We start from the raw sequence: 17,375 nt of genomic DNA, 5'->3' as shown, positions 1-17,375 counted from the left end.
ATTTAGTCCCACCACCCCTTCAAGTCTAACCATACAAGCGGGCATGCCCGCGAAGCAGCGACGCGGTGGATGGCACCGTCTTCGCCGGTGATCGCCGGCAAGCCAGCTCCCTCAGGTACAGCGCAAGTTTCAAGCCCGCCGCAGGCCCTGTGGGAGCGGGTTTACCCGCGAAGCAGGCGACGCAGTGGATGGCACCGGGTTCGCCGGTGTTCGCGGGTGAACCCGCTCCCACAACGGGCCAGCGCCAGGCCGTCAGCAGCGGCGGTATCTACCCTCAACGGGGCTCCATGTGGGCAATCATCAACTGCACACTTTCATTACCACGAAACTCGTTCACATCCAGCTTGTACGCCAGCTCGACCCAACGCACCGTCGGGTTCGGCCACACTTCGCGGTCAATGCCAAAGGCAATGCCGTCCAACCGCACCGAGCCGCACTCGCTCTTGAGCACCACCTTCAGGTGCCGCTCGCCCACCACGCGTTGCTCCACCAGCTGGAACACGCCATGGAACAGCGGCTCGGGGAAGTGCTGCCCCCAGGGCCCGGCATGGCGCAGGGCCTTGGCCAGGTCGAGGTGGAACTCCTCCACCGCCAGGCTGCCGTCGGACAACAGCCGACCGGTCAGGTCCTCTTCGCGCAGCTGGCGTCGTACTTCTTCATCGAACGCCTCGGCAAATGCCGGGAAATTGGCCTCGGGCAACGACAACCCCGCCGCCATCGCGTGGCCGCCGAATTTGCTGATCAGGTGCGGGTGGCGCGCCGCCACCGCATCCAGCGCATCGCGAATATGGAACCCCGGCACCGAACGCGCCGACCCTTTGAGCATGCCCTCGCCAGCGTCGGCAAAAGCGATGGTCGGCCGGTGGTAACGCTCCTTCAGGCGCGAAGCCAGAATACCGATTACCCCCTGGTGCCAGTCGGCATCGAACAGGCACAGGCCATATGGCATCGACTCGACAGGCAGGTCCTTGAGCTGGGCCAGGGCCTCGCGCTGCATGCCCTGTTCGATGGACTTGCGGTCCTGGTTCAGGTCGTCCAGCTGCTGGGCCATGTCCTGGGCCAGGGCCGCGTCTTCACACAGCAGGCATTCGATGCCCAGGCTCATGTCGTCCAGGCGCCCGGCAGCATTCAGCCGCGGGCCAAGGATGAAGCCGAGGTCAGTCGAGGTGATGCGCCGATGATCGCGACGGGCCACTTCAAGAATGGCCTTCAGCCCCGGTCGGGCGCGGCCGGCACGAATGCGTTCGAGGCCCTGGTGCACCAGGATGCGGTTGTTGGCATCCAATGGCACCACGTCCGCGACGCTGCCCAGGGCCACCAGGTCGAGCAATTCGCCGATGTTCGGCTGCGGCTGCGTTTCATAGCGGCCCAGGCTGCGCAGACGCGCACGCAGGGCCATCAGCACGTAGAAGATCACCCCTACCCCAGCCAGCGCCTTGCTCGGGAAACTACAGCCCGGCTGGTTGGGGTTGATGATGGCGTCGGCGTCGGGCAACTCCGCGCCCGGCAGGTGGTGGTCGGTGACCAGCACCTTGAGCCCGGCGGCTTTGGCGGCTGCCACACCGTCGACGCTGGAAATCCCATTGTCCACGGTGATCAGCAGCTGCGGCTGGCGTTGCAGCGCCACCTCGACGATCTCCGGGGTCAGGCCGTAGCCGTACTCGAAGCGGTTGGGCACAAGGTAGTCGACGTGGGCCGCGCCCAGCAGGCGCAGGCCCAGCACGCCGACAGTACTGGCAGTGGCGCCGTCGGCATCGAAGTCGCCGACGATGAGGATGCGCTGGCGCTGGTCGATAGCCTCGACCAGCAGATCCACGCCGGCCTCGATGCCCTTGAGCTGCTGGTACGGCAGCAGGCGCGCGAGGCTTTTGTCCAGCTCGGCCTCGCTCTGCACGCCGCGCGCGGCGTACAGGCGGGTCAGCAAGGGTGGCAGGTTACCCAGGAATGGCAGGGTGGGCGGCAGCGGGCGAGGTTCGATACGCATGAGGGGCTTCAGCCACGCTCACCAAGCAGCCACTCCAGCTGCACTTCGTGCTGGCCACGGTCGTCGGTGACGAACAACGTGCCTTCACTGATCATCACGTCCCACTTGATGGTGCGGGGCATGTCGGTGGCGAGGGTTTCCAGCACCTCCTGCGGCACGGCGGCGATGCTCAGGTTCTTCAGCCCCTTGACCGCGTCTACCACCTTGTTCTGCCATACGCGCAGGCTGCCGTAGGCCAGCAGGCTGGTACGCTCGGTGCGGCGCGAGCACCAGGTCAGTCGGTCGGCGTCCGGCTGGCCTACCTCGATCCAGTGCAGGATGCGATCGTCCAGGCTCTTTTCCCACAGCGCCGCCTCGTCCACGTCGGACAGGCCACGGCCGAACGACAGGTTTTCGTTGTACCAGAGGGCGTAGGCCAGCAAGCGTACGGCCATGCGCTCTTCGGTTTCCGAAGGGTGGCGGGCAATGGTCTGACGGACGTTTTCGTACACGCCGCGGTCGAGGTCGGTCAGGTTCAGTTCGAATTTGTAGGTGGTGGACGGCTGGGCCATGGTCGACGGGCTTCTTGCGCAGAGAAAAAGTGACACAGTCTAACCGATACTGCCCTTCGTTGCCCCGCAGCAGTATCTGCCGCTTCGGACCTATGATAAAACCACGCATCTGCCCAGCTGCCACGGATGCCCCATGACTACGCCCAGCAAACCCCTCGCCGGTCTCAAGGTTGTCGAACTCGGCACCCTCATCGCTGGCCCGTTCGCCTCGCGTATCTGTGCCGAATTCGGCGCCGAGGTGATCAAGGTCGAATCGCCCGATGGCGGCGACCCGTTGCGCAAATGGCGCAAGCTGTACGAGGGCACCTCGCTGTGGTGGTTCGTGCAGGCCCGCAACAAGCAGTCGCTCACCCTCAACCTCAAGCACCCAGAGGGGCGCGAGATTCTAAAACGCCTGCTGGCCGACGCCGACATCCTGATCGAGAACTTCCGCCCAGGCGTGCTGGAAAAACTCGGCCTGGGCTGGGACGTGCTGCACGCGCTCAACCCGCGCCTGGTAATGGTGCGCCTGTCGGGCTTCGGCCAGACCGGGCCGATGAAGGACCAGCCGGGCTTCGGCGCCGTGGGCGAGTCGATGGGCGGCCTGCGCTACATCACCGGCTTCGACGACCGCCCACCGGTGCGCACGGGCATTTCCATCGGTGACTCGATTGCTGCCCTGTGGGGTGTGATCGGTGCACTGATGGCGCTGCGACACCGGGAAGTCAACGGCGGCCAGGGCCAGGTGGTGGACGTGGCCCTGTACGAAGCGATATTCGCCATGATGGAAAGCATGGTCCCGGAGTTCGATGTGTTCGGCTTTATCCGCGAACGTACCGGCAACATCATGCCAGGCATCACGCCCTCCTCCATTCACACCAGCGCCGACGGCAAGCATGTGCAGATCGGCGCCAACGGCGATGCGATCTTCAAGCGCTTCATGCAAGCCATTGGCCGCACCGACCTGGCCGACGACCCGACCTTGGCCACCAACGATGGCCGGGACCTGCGCCGTGACGAGCTGTACGGGGTAATCGACCGCTGGGCCAACAGCCTGCCGCTGGAGCAACTGATACAGGTGCTGAACACCGCCGAAGTGCCGGCCAGCCGCATCTATTCGGCCGAGGACATGTTCAACGACCCGCAGTACCTGGCACGCGAAATGTTCCTGCAGGCCAAGCTGCCGGACGGCAAGCCATTCCGCATGCCGGGCATCGTGCCCAAGCTGTCGGACACCCCCGGCTCCACCGAGTGGGTAGGCCCGGCGCTGGGCGAACACACCGAGGCACTGCTCGGCAACCTGGGCTACGACGCGGCGGCCATCGCCAGCCTGCGCGAAGCAGGCACGGTCTGACCCTGGCGCGGCCCTGGTCCATGCGCGCTGCCCGTTGCCTACGCCACCTGGCCCTGCTGTGCGGGCTGCTGCCCGCATTGCTGTTGCAGCCTGCCAGCGCCAAGGAGCGCCTCTTCTGGCTGGTGCGCGACCTGCCGCCGTTCACCATTCTGGAAGGGCCGGAAAAAGGCCAAGGGGTGATCGACCAGTTGCTGCCCCTGCTGATCAGGCAGATGCCCGAGTACGACCACAGCATCCTGCGGGTCAACCGCGCCCGCGGCATCCAGATGCTGCAGGACCCGAAAAGTTTCACCTGCGACCCGACCCTGCTGTGGACGCCGGAACGCGCCGAATATGTGAGGTTTTCCGTGCCTTCCCTGGGCGTGCTCAGTGGCGGCCTGGTGCTGCGCAAGGAAAGCGAGGCGCTGGTGGCGCCTTACCTCGACGGCCAGGAGGTAGACCTGCTCAACCTGCTGAGCAAGACCCCACTGAAGCTGGGTGTTGTCGCCGAGCGCAGCTATGGCACACAGATCGACGCCATCCTGCGCCAGTTGCCCGACACCGCGTTCAGCCGCCACTACGGCAACGACGCCACCGCCAACCTGCTGCAGATGCAACAGCTCGGGCGCCTGCGCATGGTGCTCGGCTACTGGCCCGAGGTGCGCTACCTGGTCGACCTGCAAGGCGGGGCACTGGCTGACTACCAGTTTCACCCTGTGAAAGGGGTAAACCGCTACCAGTTTCTGCATATGGGCTGTTCAAACAGCGAGCTGGGGCATGAAGCCATTGCGCACATCGACCAGCTGCTGCCTGCCCTGCGTCGGGATGTGTTGCCGGAGTTGTATGCACGCTGGCTGGACCCGGCGTTGCAGGAAGACTATCTGGAAGAGAGCAAGCGCTTCTTCGAAGACCGCTGATTGCCTGCACCGGCCCTATCGCCGGCAAGCCAGCTCCCACCTCGACCGCATCAACCTCAAGCCATGTGCAGTAACTGTGGGAGATGGATTGCAGGCGATAGGGCCGGTGCAGGCAACTCAAAAAGAAACCCCGGACGCTGGGGAAACACGCCCGGGGCCAAGCGAAAGCCCTTGGGGGCTTCCCGTGCAGCCTTGCCAGCGCCGGAGCAAAGCACTGGCCCGGCTGCCCCTACAGTGTCTGATAAACCACTCAGGCAAAGGTTCCATGGGGTTGCTGGCGCTGCTGCAATGCCGCGATCACACAGGGCTGCAAACGCCCTTCGGCGATCTGCAGGTCACGGTGAAGGCCATCCACCAGGTCGACCAACAGGCGTTGTTCCTGCAACTGGCGTTCGCTCACCGTGCGTCGCAAGGTAATGCCGGCGAGGCGGTCATGAACGGTCAGTTGGCGATTACCCTGGGCATCGGCTATGCCGAGGTGGGTCTGATAAGGGGTCAGGGCTTCGTTGAGCAGTCTGCAGATTCTTTCCATCCGGATCACTCGCTGCGTGGTGGGATATAGAGGAACTGACCAACAGACGCAGCGGAAAGTTCGTTACACCGCGGCTGCTTCAGTGAGCATGCGGGGCGGACGTGACAGTTTGAATACGCCGCCACGGGCGCACCTGCAGTGCCTGCAGAGCGCGCTGCAGGCTTGGCATCGACAGCGGCCAGGGCAGTTCGGCGAGCACCCACAGGCCCCGGTTTCTGGCCTCTTGGGCAAGGTTGCGGCGCTCGGGGGTAGCCTGGCCGACGAACAGCAAAGCACGAGTTCGGTGCTGCTGTTCGAGCAAGGCAAGGCCGGCCCGGGTTGGCATGGCGTGGTCAAGGATCAGCAGATCGGGGCGGTGATCGGCGTTCAGGCAGGCGTCGAGGTCTGCACTGGTTTCGCTGATGCGCACATGGAACATGCCCTGAGCGTTGAGGGCCTGGTGCAGGAGGATCTGATGGGATGGGCGAGCCTGGTGGATCAACACGTAGGGCTGGTGCATGAGCCGCTCCTGATGGGAGGACCGGCTAATTTAGGCGTTGCGCTGGGCGACCTGAATAGGATGTTTCTGATGGAGCAGTGGGAAGATTCGGATAATTAGACCTGCTCCGCAGCCCATCGCCGGCAAGCCAGCTCCCACAGAGATTGCACATGACCTTGGGTCTATGTGGTCGGGGTGGGAGCTGGCTTTCCGGCGATGGGCCGCAGTGCGGCCCCGATGCTTACAAAGGCTTGCCGCGGTTACCATGCTGGCTGACAAAGCCCTGCACGGCCTTCAGGTCATTGGCCAGCACCGTGCAACGCTCTTCACGGCTGAACAGGTCGCTGAGGTGCGCTGGCAGCTCCAGCGCCTTGCCAACACCGGCCTTCTCCACCGCTTCCGGGAACTTGACCGGGTGCGCGGTACCCAGCACCACCATCGGCGTGTCCAGGCTGCGGCGGCACTCGCGGGCGGCCTTGACGCCGATAGCGGTGTGCGGGTCGAGCACTTCGCCGGTAGCGGCGAACACTTCGGCGATGGTTTCGCAGGTCTGCTCGTCGCTCACTGCCAGCGAGTCGAACAGCTTGCGCGCTTCGGTCCAGCGGTCTTGCTCGACGCTGAAACCGCCACCTTGCTTGAAGTTGGCCATCAGCTCGGCAATGGCGCCGCCGTTGCGGCCGTGCAGGTCGAACAGCAGGCGCTCGAAGTTGGACGAGACCATGATGTCCATCGACGGCGACAGGGTCGCGTGCAGGGTTTCCTTGACATACTGGTTGCCGCTCATGAAGCGGTGCAGGATGTCGTTGCGGTTGGTGGCGACGATCAGCTGGCTGACCGGCAGCCCCATGTTACGTGCCAGGTAACCGGCGAAGATGTCGCCGAAGTTGCCGGTCGGCACCGAGAACGCCACGGAACGCGCCGGGCCACCCAGCTGCAGGGCAGCGTGGAAGTAGTAGACGATCTGGGCCATGATCCGCGCCCAGTTGATCGAGTTGACCGCAACCAGGCGGGTGCCCTTGAGGAACGACTGGTCGGCGAAGCTGGCCTTGACCATTTCCTGGCAGTCGTCGAAGTTGCCTTCGATGGCGATGTTGTGGATGTTGTCGCCGAAGATGGTGGTCATCTGCCGGCGCTGCACTTCCGACACGCGCTGGTGCGGGTGCAGGATGAAGATGTCGACGTTGTCGCAACGGCGGCAACCTTCGATGGCGGCGGAACCGGTGTCACCGCTGGTGGCGCCGATGATCACCACGCGCTCGTTGCGCTTGGCCAGCACGTGGTCCAGCAGGCGGCCGAGCAGTTGCAGGGCGAAGTCCTTGAACGCCAGGGTCGGGCCGTGGAACAGCTCCAGCACCCACTCGTTGCTGTTCAATTGACGCAGCGGGGCAACCGCGGCGTGGGCGAACTCGCCGTAGGTTTCCTCGAGGATCTTCTTGAAGTCGGCGTCGGCGATGCTACCTTCGACGAACGGGCGCATCACCCGGAAAGCAAGTTCGTGGTACGGCAGGCCAGCCCACGAGGCGATTTCTTCCTGGGTGAAGCGTGGCAGGTTTTCCGGGACGTACAGGCCGCCGTCGCTGGCCAGGCCAGCCAGCAGGACGTCTTCGAAATTGAGGGCCGGAGCCTGGCCGCGGGTACTGATATAGCGCATGGGTGCAAACCTTCGATACTGGGGCCGGGGCCGCGCTGGCGGCCCCACGGCACTATTGTTAGTTGAGCTGCTCGACGCGAATGCGCACGACCTTGCCGATGACGTCCTGCAGGGCTTCCAGGGCGACGATGGCGTCGTTGATGCGCTGCTCGACCACGCGATGGGTCAGCAGGATCATCGGCACCAGGCCGTCCTGTTCCTCGGCTTCCTTCTGCATGATCGACTCGATGTTGATGCCACGCTCCGAGAGGATGCTGGCCACCTGGGCCAGTACGCCAGGGTGATCCTTGGCCTGGATGCGCAGGTAGTAGGCACTTTCGCAGGCTTCGATCGGCAGGATCGGGTGGGCCGACAGCGAATCCGGCTGGAAGGCCAGGTGCGGCACGCGGTTTTCCGGGTCGGAGGTCATGGCACGGACCACATCCACCAGATCACCGACCACCGACGAAGCGGTAGGCTCCATGCCGGCACCGGCGCCGTAGTACAGGGTGGAGCCAGCGGCGTCGCCGTTGACCATGACGGCGTTCATCACGCCGTTGACGTTGGCGATCAGGCGGTCGGCCGGGATCAGCGTCGGGTGTACGCGAAGCTCGATACCTTCGGCAGTGCGGCGGGCCACACCCAGGTGCTTGATGCGGTAGCCCAGGGCCTCGGCATAGTTCACGTCAGCAGTGGTCAGCTGGGTGATGCCTTCGGTGTAGGCCTTGTCGAATTGCAGCGGGATGCCGAAAGCGATCGAGGCCAGGATGGTCAACTTGTGCGCGGCATCGATGCCTTCAACGTCGAAGGTCGGGTCGGCTTCGGCGTAACCCAGCGCCTGGGCTTCGGCCAGCACGTCCGGGAAGGCGCGGCCCTTCTCACGCATTTCGGTGAGGATGAAGTTGCCGGTGCCGTTGATGATGCCGGCCAGCCAGTTGATGTGGTTGGCCGACAGGCCTTCGCGGATGGCCTTGATCACCGGGATGCCACCGGCCACGGCCGCTTCGAAGGCGACGATCACGCCCTTCTCGCGGGCCTTGGCGAAGATTTCGTTGCCGTGCACGGCAATCAGCGCCTTGTTGGCGGTGACCACGTGCTTGCCGTTTTCGATGGCCTTGAGCACCAGTTCGCGGGCCACGGTGTAGCCACCGATCAGCTCGATGACAATGTCGATCTCCGGGTTGCTCGCAACTTCGAACACATCAGCGGTAATGGGGGTACCGGTAATCTGGCAGTTCGGGTTCTGCGAGCGCATGGCAATCTGTGCCACTTCAATACCGCGCCCGGCACGGCGGGCGATCTCCTCGGCGTTGCGCTGAAGTACATTGAAGGTTCCGCCACCGACGGTCCCCAACCCACAGATGCCTACTTTGACCGGTTTCACTGTGAACTCCCCATTGAACGGCCGGCACCTATGCCGACCGTGAAACATGCCGTCACCCCATGACGACGGCGTACTGAATTGGATTACTTGGCCAGTGCCAGCTTGGCGACCTGCGGTGCCGGCTGGTAGCCCGGAATGACCTGGCCGCTTTCAAGGACAATCGCCGGCGTGCCATTGACGCCGATCGACTGGCCCAGCTGGAACTGCTTGCTGACCGGGTTGGCGCACTTGGCGGCCTTGATTTCCTCACCCTCGACCATCTTGTCCATCGCCGCACGGCGGTCGCTGGAACACCAGACAGCCTGCAACTGCTGGTCACCCGACGAACCGAGGCCCTGGCGCGGGAAGGCGACATAGCGCACTTCGATACCGCGGCGGTTGAGCTCGGGCACCTCGGCGTGCAGCTTGTGGCAGTACGGGCAGGTGGTGTCGGTGAACACGGTGATGTGCGACTTGGTCTCGCCTTTGGCAGGATAAACCACCATCTCGGCGGCTGGAATGCCGTTGATGAGCTTGGCAATGCCCAGGCGCTCGGTCTTCTCGGTGAGGTTGACCGGCTTGCCGTCCTGGATCTGGAACAGGTAGCCCTGCATCACGAACTGGCCGTCGCCGCTGGCATACAGCACGCGGCCGCCCTGCAGCTTGACTTCATAGAGGCCGCTGACCGGGCTGCTGGCCACGCTTTCGACGGGCACTTCCAGCTCAAGGTTCTGCAATGACTTACGGATGGCCTGCTCGGCAGCAGCATTGCTATCGGTTGCCGCGGCAGCGGCAAAGGTACTGGCCAGCGCCAACGCGGCGGCGGCGAAAAACTGGGTCACGCGCATGGGAACTCCTGAAGGCGGACAGGGGCCGGAGGGCGCCACCTGCGGAAAATACGCGGTGACCGTGCGGCCCTTGGTGCAAACCGCTCAAGCCTACCACATCACACCGCCGGTGAAGGGCCTTGCAAGGACCGGTCGGCGGAACATGAAAAACATTCATCCACGCGGGTGGTGCTGGGCATGCAATTGCTGCAGGCGGGCCTTGGCGACATGGGTGTAGATCTGCGTGGTCGAAAGGTCACTGTGGCCCAGCAGCATCTGCACCACGCGCAGGTCGGCACCATGGTTGAGCAGATGAGTAGCGAAGGCATGGCGCAGGGTATGCGGCGACAGCGGTTTGTCGATACCGGCGACCCGGGCATGGTGCTTGATGCGATGCCAGAAGGTCTGGCGGGTCATCTGCTCGCCACGCTGGCTGGGGAACAAGACATCGCTGGGGCGGCCATTGAGCAGTTCGGCGCGGCCATCGCGCAGGTAGCGCTGCAACCAAAGCACCGCCTCTTCGCCCATGGGCACCAGGCGCTCCTTGCTGCCCTTGCCCATCACCCGCAGCACGCCTTGGCGCAGGTTGACCTGGTCGAGGGCCAGGCTGACCAGTTCGGTGACCCGCAGGCCGCAGGCGTAAAGCACTTCGAGCATGGCGCGGTCACGCTGGCCAATGGCTTCGCCCAGGTCCGGGGCCTGCAGCAAGGCTTCGACGTCGGCTTCGGACAACGACTTGGGCAGCGGCTTGCCCAGTTGCGGCATGTCGACTTGCAGGGTCGGGTCGATGGCCACCAGCTTTTCCCGCAGCAGGTAGCGGAAAAAACCGCGCAGGCCGGACAGGAAGCGTGCCGTGGAGCGCGGCTTGTAGCCTTGGTCGAGGCGCCAGGCCAGGTGGTCGATAATCAGGTCGCGGCCGGCGTCGGGCAAGCTGACGCCGTGTTCCTGCAGCCAACCGTTGAACAGGGCCAGGTCGCTGCGGTAGGACATGCGGGTGTTGTCGGACAGGCCCTTTTCAAGCCACAGGGCGTCGAGGAACTGGTCGATCAGGGGGTGGTCTAGGGCGGGCATTCGGGGCTGCTGGGTGTTGGAGGTGGCTTAGTGTTTCACAGCAGCATAATTGTTGTCTGTACTGGCCTCTTCGCGGCTAAAGCCGCTCCCACAGAGATATCACCGCCCTTGAGGTATGTGCGATCCCTGTGGGAGCGGCTTTAGCCGCGAAAGGGCCAGTGCAGGAGAACTCAGGCCTGGGGCAAAACCGGCACCGGCCGCTTGTCCTCGTCGATGGCGACGAAGCTGAACACCCCGTGAATCGCTCGCTCGCGCCCATCCAGGTACATGTTCTCGACGAACACATCCACCTGCACCTGCAAACTGGTATTACCCACCTTGATGACCGTCCCCACCAACTCGACGATCGAGCCCGCCGGTATCGGGTGCTTGAAGTCGATGCGGTCAGTGGACACGGTCACCAGTGGCAGGCGGCAGAAGCGCGTGGCAGCAATGAACGACACTTCGTCCATCCAGGCCAGGGCGGTGCCGCCGAACAGGGTGTTGTGGTGGTTGGTGGTGTTGGGGAACACCGCCTTGGTCACGCGGGTCACCGACAGCTCGGTGCGGCGCAGGATTTCCTGGTCTCGGGTAGTCATGGCAATCACATCTTCGGGGGGTCAAAACGCAAAAAAGCAGCCCGAAGGCTGCTTTTTTCTCGCTAGGCGGCCTCGGCCACCGGGCAAACTGCACTCAGGACAGCTTTTCCTTGATGCGAGCGGCTTTGCCGGACAGGTCGCGCAGGTAGTACAGCTTGGCTTTACGCACGTCACCACGACGTTTCACGGCCAGGCTGTCGATTTGCGGGCTGTAGGTCTGGAAGGTACGCTCTACGCCAACGCCGCTGGAGATCTTGCGCACGGTGAAGGCGCTGTTCAGACCGCGGTTACGCTTGGCGATAACGACGCCTTCGAACGCCTGCAGACGGGAACGCTCACCTTCCTTCACTTTAACCTGAACGACAACGGTGTCGCCTGGTGCGAAGGTCGGGATTTCCTTGCTCATCTGCTCGGCTTCGAGCTGCTGGATGATCTTGTTGGTCATGCTGTGCTCCTAAGATGGATACGTGATCCACCATCGATACGTTTAACTATCGTCCCGCTCGCGGAGATATTCCTCGAGCAGCTTCTTCTCTTCTCCAGAAAGCGAGCGACTTTCCAGAAGATCGGCGCGTCGTTCGAAGGTCCTACCAAGGGACTGCTTCATTCTCCAACGCCGGATGTGTGCATGGTTGCCACTTAGCAACACGTCGGGAACACGCTGATCCGCATACACCTCAGGTCGGGTGTAGTGCGGGCAATCGAGCAGACCGTCGGTGAAGGAATCTTCTTCCGCCGAGTCCACATGCCCTAAAGCTCCGGGCAGCAGCCGTGTAACCGCATCGATCAGTACCATGGCCGGCAGCTCGCCACCGGAAAGCACATAGTCGCCAATCGACCACTCCTCATCGACATGAGCCTCGATAAAGCGCTCGTCGATGCCTTCATAACGACCGGCGATCAGGATCAACGATTCCTGTTCGGCCAGGCCTTTGACCGCCTGCTGAGTCAGCTTGCGGCCTTGTGGCGAAAGGTAGATCACCTTCGCCGCTGCTCCGGTCGCTTGCCTGGCGCTAACCAGGGCGTCTTCCAGAGGCTTGATTTTCATTACCATGCCCGGACCACCGCCAAACGGCCGATCATCCACCGTGTGGTGACGATCTGTGGTGTAGTCCCGCGGGTTCCAGCAAGTCACCTGAAGCAACCCCTGTTTCACCGCGCGGCTGGTAATGCCGTACTCCGTGATGGCCGAGAACATCTCGGGGAACAACGTGATGACGTCTACGCGAAGGTTACCCATCGTTTAGAAGTCCGCGTCCCATTCAACCCGCATCACGCCTGCTTCCAGGTCGACGTCGAGCACGCATTGCGCCGTATAGGGCAACAGACGCTCGCGATCATCCAGGCTGCCTGCGCAGGGCTTGACCACCATTACATCGTTCGCACCGGTCTCCAACAGGTGATCGACCTTGCCGAACAGTTGTTCGTCCTGGTTGATGACCTTCAGGCCGACCAACTGGTACCAGTAGTACTCGTCAGCAGCCAGGTTGGGCAAAAGGCTCCGCGGAATGCAGATTTCGTAACCGCTCAGAAGACGGGCTTCATCGCGATCATCGAGGCCTTTCAGCTTCACGACCAGGCCCTTCTGGGAGCCACGACCGTTGACCAGCTCGACCTGCTTTACCTTGCCTTCGTGCCGAAGCGTCCAGCGCGGATAATCCAACAGGTTTTCAATCGGATCGGTAAAGGAATACACCTTCACCTCGCCGCGAACGCCGTGAACCGAAAAAATCTTGCCAACGACGATGAGGTCGTCAGCCTTTTCTGGCGTCGCGTTCATACTACTCAGGCAGCAGCCTTGGCAGCGTCCTTCAGCAGCTGAGCAACGCGCTCAGACGGCTGTGCACCCTGGCTCAGCCAGTAGTTGACGCGCTCTTGGTTGACCGACAGCTTGACTTCGGCGCCAGCAGCGATCGGGTTGAAGAAACCTACGCGCTCAACGAAACGGCCGTCACGGGCGTTACGCGAGTTGGTCACGGTCAGGTGGTAGAATGGGCGCTTTTTCGAGCCGCCACGGGCCAGACGAATGGTTACCATGTGAACATCGTTCCTATAGTCGGTGCTGCAGTTGATACAGCAGCTGGTACTGCAAATCTGAATGCCAAATAGGCACACGGGTGCCCAAAAGGCCGCATATTCTCGGGGAATACACGGACATTTGCAAATGACTTTTTCGGCAAGGCCCTGCCCTGCCGTCCAGATCTGCCGGTTGAGCCGCGAAATCCGCGGCCATTGCCCCGCCACGGCGGGGGTTCTGGACGCCTGCCGGACAAACGGCAGGCCCCCGGAATAGGGGTTACAGCTTCGGCATGCCGCCGCCCGGCAGCATCCCGCCAAGGCCGCGCATCATCTTGGCCATGCCGCCCTTGGCGGAGAATTTCTTCATCATCTTCTGCATTTGCTTGTGCTGCTTGATCAGGCGGCCGACGTCCTGCACCTGGGTGCCGGAACCGATGGCAATGCGGCGCTTGCGCGAGCCGCTGATCAGCTCCGGATCACGGCGCTCGGCCGGGGTCATGGAGTTGATGATCGCTTCCATCTGCTTGAACTGCTTCTCGGCGGCGCCCTGGGCGTTGCCCATCTGCGACAGGTTGACCCCGCCGATGCTCGGCAGCTTGTCCATCAGGCCGCCGAGGCCGCCCATGTTCTTCATCTGCTGCAGCTGGTCACGGAAGTCTTCGAGGTCGAAGCCCTTGCCCTTCTTCAGCTTCTTGGCCAGCTTGTCGGCCTTGGCCTTGTCGATGTTCTGCTCGGCCTGCTCGATCAGGCTGAGCACGTCACCCATGCCGAGGATGCGCGAGGCGACGCGGTCGGGGTGGAACGGTTCGAGGGCTTCGGTCTTCTCGCCCATACCGATGAACTTGATCGGCTTGCCGGTGATGGCACGCACCGACAGCGCGGCACCGCCACGGGCGTCACCGTCGACCTTGGTCAGCACCACGCCGGTCAGCGGCAGCGCCTCGCCAAAGGCCTTGGCGGTGTTGGCGGCGTCCTGGCCGGTCATGGCGTCGACCACGAACAGGGTCTCGATCGGCTTGACCGCGGCATGCAGTGCCTTGATCTCGTCCATCATGTCGGCGTCGATGTGCAGACGGCCGGCGGTGTCGACGATGACCACGTCGATGAACTTCAGCTTGGCTTCGCGGATGGCCGCTTCAGCGATGGCCACCGGCTTCTGGCTGATGTCGGACGGGAAGAAGGTGACGCCGATGTCGTTGGCCAGGGTTTCCAGCTGCTTGATCGCCGCCGGGCGGTAGACGTCGGCGGACACCACCATCACGCTCTTTTTCTTGCGCTCCTTGAGGAAGCGCGCCAGCTTGCCGGCGGTGGTGGTCTTACCGGCACCCTGCAGGCCGGCCATCAGCACCACGGCTGGCGGAGCGGCGTTCAGTGCGAGGTCTTCGTTGGCCGCGCCCATCAGGCTTTCCAGCTCGGCCTGGACGATCTTCACGAACGCCTGGCCCGGGGTCAGGCTGCGCGACACCTCGGTGCCGACTGCACGATCCTTGACGCTGTTGACGAAATCCTTGACCACCGGCAGGGCAACGTCGGCCTCGAGCAGGGCCATGCGCACTTCGCGCAGCGTGTCCTTGATGTTGTCTTCGGTCAGCTTGGCCTTGCCGGTGACATGGCGCAGCGTCTGTGACAGGCGGTCGGTCAGGTTTTCGAACATGGTGATCCTTTCAGGCCCAGTAAAAGCCGAGGTTTGTCAGGCGCCCAGGGGGGAATGCATACCCGCCGGGCACAGCAAGGCGGCGATTATAGCGAAGTGCGGCGGCGGCGCACACCTTGCTGGCGGCCTGGTAGATATTCGGTGGCTGTGCCGGCCTCTTCGCGGGTGAACCCGCTCCCACAGGGCCTGCACCACATTCGAAACCGGCGCCGTACCTGTGGGAGCGGGTTCACCCGCGAATGCCGTACCGCGGTCCGCCAGTCTTCCTAGACCAGCGCGATCTATGCCAAACTCCGTCTCTTTAAGGCTCGCCAACCAGGACTTATGTTCTCCTCACCCAGCCTCATCCCCAACCTGATCGCCGCCGGCCTATATATAGCTGCGGCCATCTACCAGGGCTCTTACCTTGCCCAGAACCGCAAGGCCGACAAGCGCCTGCTTGCCCTGCTGGGTGCCTTCGCGGTACTCGCCCAGGCCGGTGCGCTGTTCTTCCAGCTGATCACCCCGCTGGGCCTGAGCCTGGACTTCTTCAGTGCCGCCAGCCTGATCGCCGTGGCGGTCATCGCCCTGACCCTGCTGGCCTGCTTGCGCATACCCGTGGAAAACCTGTTGGTGCTGCTGTTCCCGCTGGGCGCGGTGACCGCGCTGCTGGCCCAGTTCGCGCCCCCCGGCACGGTGCCGCTGGTCAACGAAGAGCCGGGTATCCTCGCGCATATCCTGCTGTCGATCCTGGCCTATGGGCTGTTCACCATTGCGGTGTTCCAGGCCCTGCTGTTGCTGCTGCAGGACCGCCAACTGAAGAACAAGCACCCGTCCGGGCTGATCCGCAACTTCCCGCCGCTGCAAACCATGGAAAGCCTGCTGTTCGGCTTCCTCTGGGCTGGCTGGTGCCTGCTGTCGCTGTCGCTGATCTCCGGCTGGCTGTTCCTCGACAACCTGTTCGCCCAGCATCTGGTACACAAGACCCTGCTGGCCTGTATCGCCTGGGTGGTGTTCAGCGTGCTGCTGTGGGGCCGCACCCGCCTGGGCTGGCGTGGCCACAAGGCCATCCGCTGGACGCTGGCCGGTTTCTGCCTGCTGATGCTGGCCTATTTCGGCAGCAAGCTGGTTCGCGAATTCATCCTGCATATCTGACGGCCGCCCATGGATACCCTGCCGTACGCACCGCTATTCGGCACCCTGGCACTGGCCCTGTTGTGGTCGGCGCTGTTCACCGCGGTGGACGCCGCCCGCCTGCAACTCAATGGCACGCTGCGCACCGGCGAGGACGGCCAGCCCGTGCTGCCGGCCCAGGCCCTGGTGCTGTGCGCCAGCCTGGGCAAGCTGCTGGTGCTGGGCCTGGCCTGCCTGCTCGGCCAGCGCCATAGCGGCGAGCACGGCTTCTGGCTGGCCGGGTTGGCCGCCACCCTCGTCCTGCTGGTGTTTGCCGAATACCTGCCGCGGCGCCTGGCCCGGCGCAACCCGCAAGCGTTCGTCAGCCTCGGCACCAGCCTGCTGAAAGTACCCCTCGCCCTGCTGCAACCGCTGGCCTGCCTGCTGGATGGCATGGCCAAGCTGATCCTGCGTCCGTTCCGCGTGCAACCCACGGCCGTGGCCCTGCACCCGCAGGAAGCCGACGAATTCGACGAGGATGAGGAACACGAAGCACCGCGCCACGGCCTGCTCGACGGCCTGCAGTCACTGGACAAGATGACCGTCAACGACATCCTGGTACCGCGCAACGAAGTGGACGGCATCAGCCTCGACGAGCCGATCGAGCGCATCATCGAGCAACTGATCGTCAGCCGCCACACCCGCCTGCCGGTGTACCACAGCGACATCAACCAGGTTGAAGCAATCCTCAATACCAAGCTGATCAGCCACCTGCTGCCCAAGGCCGAGCTGACCCTGGAGATGCTGCTCGGCGCCTGCTACGAGCCCTATTTCGTACCCGAGAGCACGCCCCTGCAAATGCAGCTGCTGAACTTCCACAAGCAGCAGCGCCGCCTGGGCGTGGTGGTGGACGAATACGGCGAGGTGCTGGGCATCGTCACCCTGGAAGACATCCTCGAAGAGATCGTTGGCGAGTTCGAGGATGAACACAGCCTGGACAACCCCCACGTGCACCCACAGCCCGATGGCACTTTCGTCATTGACGGCACCGCTTCGCTGCGTGAAATCAACCGCAGTCTGGGCTGGCACCTGCCCTGCGACGGCGGGCCGAAAACCCTCAACGGGCTGGTCACCGAAGCGCTGGAAAGTATCCCGGAAAGCGCCGTTTGCCTGAAGATCGGCCGCTATCGCCTGGAAATCCTCGAAACAGAGGACAATTGTGCCAGCAAGGTACTGGTGTGGACCGTGACCCGATAGCTATACTCGGGTCACGCTTACCCAGCCCCGCCGTCCCGCCTGCTACCCGCACCCGGCGCTCCACGGCCAGTCCGCTCCACTGACACGCCCCGCGGTCCTGCTTCAACACC

The 17,375-nt window shown here is 63.5% G+C and carries 18 protein-coding genes; 4 read left to right on the top strand and 14 right to left on the bottom strand.

From position 1 onward, the window contains the following. Window positions 1-274: 274 nt before the first annotated feature. Both recJ and MJ643_RS20640 read right to left on the bottom strand, forming a co-directional pair. Window positions 275-1,984 carry a single-stranded-DNA-specific exonuclease RecJ gene (gene recJ / locus MJ643_RS20645; protein WP_013971199.1) on the bottom strand — a complete coding sequence of 570 codons (1,710 nt, stop codon included), beginning with the start codon at window positions 1,982-1,984 and terminating at the stop codon, window positions 275-277. Window positions 1,985-1,992: 8 nt separating this feature from the next. Beyond that, window positions 1,993-2,535 carry a YaeQ family protein gene (locus tag MJ643_RS20640; RefSeq protein WP_013971198.1) on the bottom strand — a complete coding sequence of 181 codons (543 nt, stop codon included), beginning with the start codon at window positions 2,533-2,535 and terminating at the stop codon, window positions 1,993-1,995. Between the two features lie 133 nt (window positions 2,536-2,668). Between MJ643_RS20640 and MJ643_RS20635 the strand changes: the two genes are divergently transcribed. Continuing rightward, window positions 2,669-3,868, top strand: a complete 1,200-nt coding sequence (locus tag MJ643_RS20635; RefSeq protein ID WP_013971197.1) for a CaiB/BaiF CoA-transferase family protein — start codon at window positions 2,669-2,671, stop codon at window positions 3,866-3,868. A gap of 20 nt (window positions 3,869-3,888) precedes the next feature. Then, window positions 3,889-4,764, top strand: a complete 876-nt coding sequence (locus tag MJ643_RS20630) for a TIGR02285 family protein (RefSeq protein WP_247726998.1) — start codon at window positions 3,889-3,891, stop codon at window positions 4,762-4,764. 250 nt (window positions 4,765-5,014) lie between these two features. Here MJ643_RS20630 and MJ643_RS20625 read toward each other — a convergent pair whose 3' ends face one another. The 12 genes from MJ643_RS20625 to ffh all read right to left on the bottom strand — a co-directional run bounded on the left by MJ643_RS20625 (window position 5,015) and on the right by ffh (window position 14,916). Next, window positions 5,015-5,296: a DUF3509 domain-containing protein gene (locus MJ643_RS20625; RefSeq protein ID WP_013971195.1), complete on the bottom strand. Its 282-nt coding sequence runs from the start codon at window positions 5,294-5,296 to the stop codon at window positions 5,015-5,017. Between the two features lie 79 nt (window positions 5,297-5,375). Further along, a complete protein-coding gene (locus tag MJ643_RS20620; RefSeq protein WP_013971194.1) occupies window positions 5,376-5,795 on the bottom strand; it encodes a response regulator in 420 nt (139 codons plus the stop codon). A gap of 220 nt (window positions 5,796-6,015) precedes the next feature. Further along, entirely contained in the window at window positions 6,016-7,425 is a 1,410-nt protein-coding gene (gene thrC / locus MJ643_RS20615; protein ID WP_010952565.1) for a threonine synthase, read from the bottom strand. Between the two features lie 58 nt (window positions 7,426-7,483). After that, window positions 7,484-8,788 (bottom strand): homoserine dehydrogenase, encoded by a 1,305-nt coding sequence (locus MJ643_RS20610; RefSeq protein ID WP_003259434.1) that lies wholly within the window; start codon window positions 8,786-8,788, stop codon window positions 7,484-7,486. An 83-nt stretch (window positions 8,789-8,871) separates the two neighbouring features. Continuing rightward, a complete protein-coding gene (locus MJ643_RS20605) occupies window positions 8,872-9,615 on the bottom strand; it encodes a DsbC family protein (RefSeq protein ID WP_003259432.1) in 744 nt (247 codons plus the stop codon). 153 nt (window positions 9,616-9,768) lie between these two features. Then, window positions 9,769-10,665, bottom strand: coding sequence for a site-specific tyrosine recombinase XerD (gene xerD, locus MJ643_RS20600; RefSeq protein ID WP_013971192.1), 897 nt, complete (start codon window positions 10,663-10,665; stop codon window positions 9,769-9,771). A gap of 170 nt (window positions 10,666-10,835) precedes the next feature. Next, a complete protein-coding gene (locus MJ643_RS20595; RefSeq protein WP_023660491.1) occupies window positions 10,836-11,243 on the bottom strand; it encodes an acyl-CoA thioesterase in 408 nt (135 codons plus the stop codon). 94 nt (window positions 11,244-11,337) lie between these two features. Continuing rightward, a complete protein-coding gene (gene rplS, locus MJ643_RS20590) occupies window positions 11,338-11,688 on the bottom strand; it encodes a 50S ribosomal protein L19 (RefSeq protein ID WP_003252148.1) in 351 nt (116 codons plus the stop codon). Window positions 11,689-11,730: 42 nt separating this feature from the next. Next, complete coding sequence (gene trmD / locus MJ643_RS20585; protein ID WP_003252146.1) at window positions 11,731-12,483, bottom strand: tRNA (guanosine(37)-N1)-methyltransferase TrmD; 753 nt, start codon at window positions 12,481-12,483, stop codon at window positions 11,731-11,733. Window positions 12,484-12,486: 3 nt separating this feature from the next. Next, window positions 12,487-13,023, bottom strand: coding sequence for a ribosome maturation factor RimM (gene rimM / locus MJ643_RS20580; RefSeq protein ID WP_013971190.1), 537 nt, complete (start codon window positions 13,021-13,023; stop codon window positions 12,487-12,489). A gap of 5 nt (window positions 13,024-13,028) precedes the next feature. After that, window positions 13,029-13,280, bottom strand: coding sequence for a 30S ribosomal protein S16 (rpsP, locus tag MJ643_RS20575; RefSeq protein ID WP_003259424.1), 252 nt, complete (start codon window positions 13,278-13,280; stop codon window positions 13,029-13,031). Window positions 13,281-13,539: 259 nt separating this feature from the next. Then, window positions 13,540-14,916, bottom strand: coding sequence for a signal recognition particle protein (gene ffh, locus MJ643_RS20570; protein ID WP_013971189.1), 1,377 nt, complete (start codon window positions 14,914-14,916; stop codon window positions 13,540-13,542). Between the two features lie 324 nt (window positions 14,917-15,240). Here ffh and ccsA point away from each other — a divergent pair, with 324 nt between their 5' ends. Next, the gene (gene ccsA, locus MJ643_RS20565; RefSeq protein ID WP_013971188.1) at window positions 15,241-16,050 is read left to right on the top strand and encodes a cytochrome c biogenesis protein CcsA; all 810 of its coding nucleotides are present in this window, start codon (window positions 15,241-15,243) and stop codon (window positions 16,048-16,050) included. A gap of 9 nt (window positions 16,051-16,059) precedes the next feature. Next, a complete protein-coding gene (locus MJ643_RS20560; protein WP_024086384.1) occupies window positions 16,060-17,265 on the top strand; it encodes a transporter associated domain-containing protein in 1,206 nt (401 codons plus the stop codon). The last annotated feature ends 110 nt before the right edge of the window (window positions 17,266-17,375 follow it).

It is taken from the genome of Pseudomonas sp. PNPG3, from assembly GCF_023093815.1.
Lineage (GTDB): Bacteria > Pseudomonadota > Gammaproteobacteria > Pseudomonadales > Pseudomonadaceae > Aquipseudomonas > Aquipseudomonas asiatica.
This window is presented reverse-complemented; position numbering and strand designations above follow the sequence as displayed.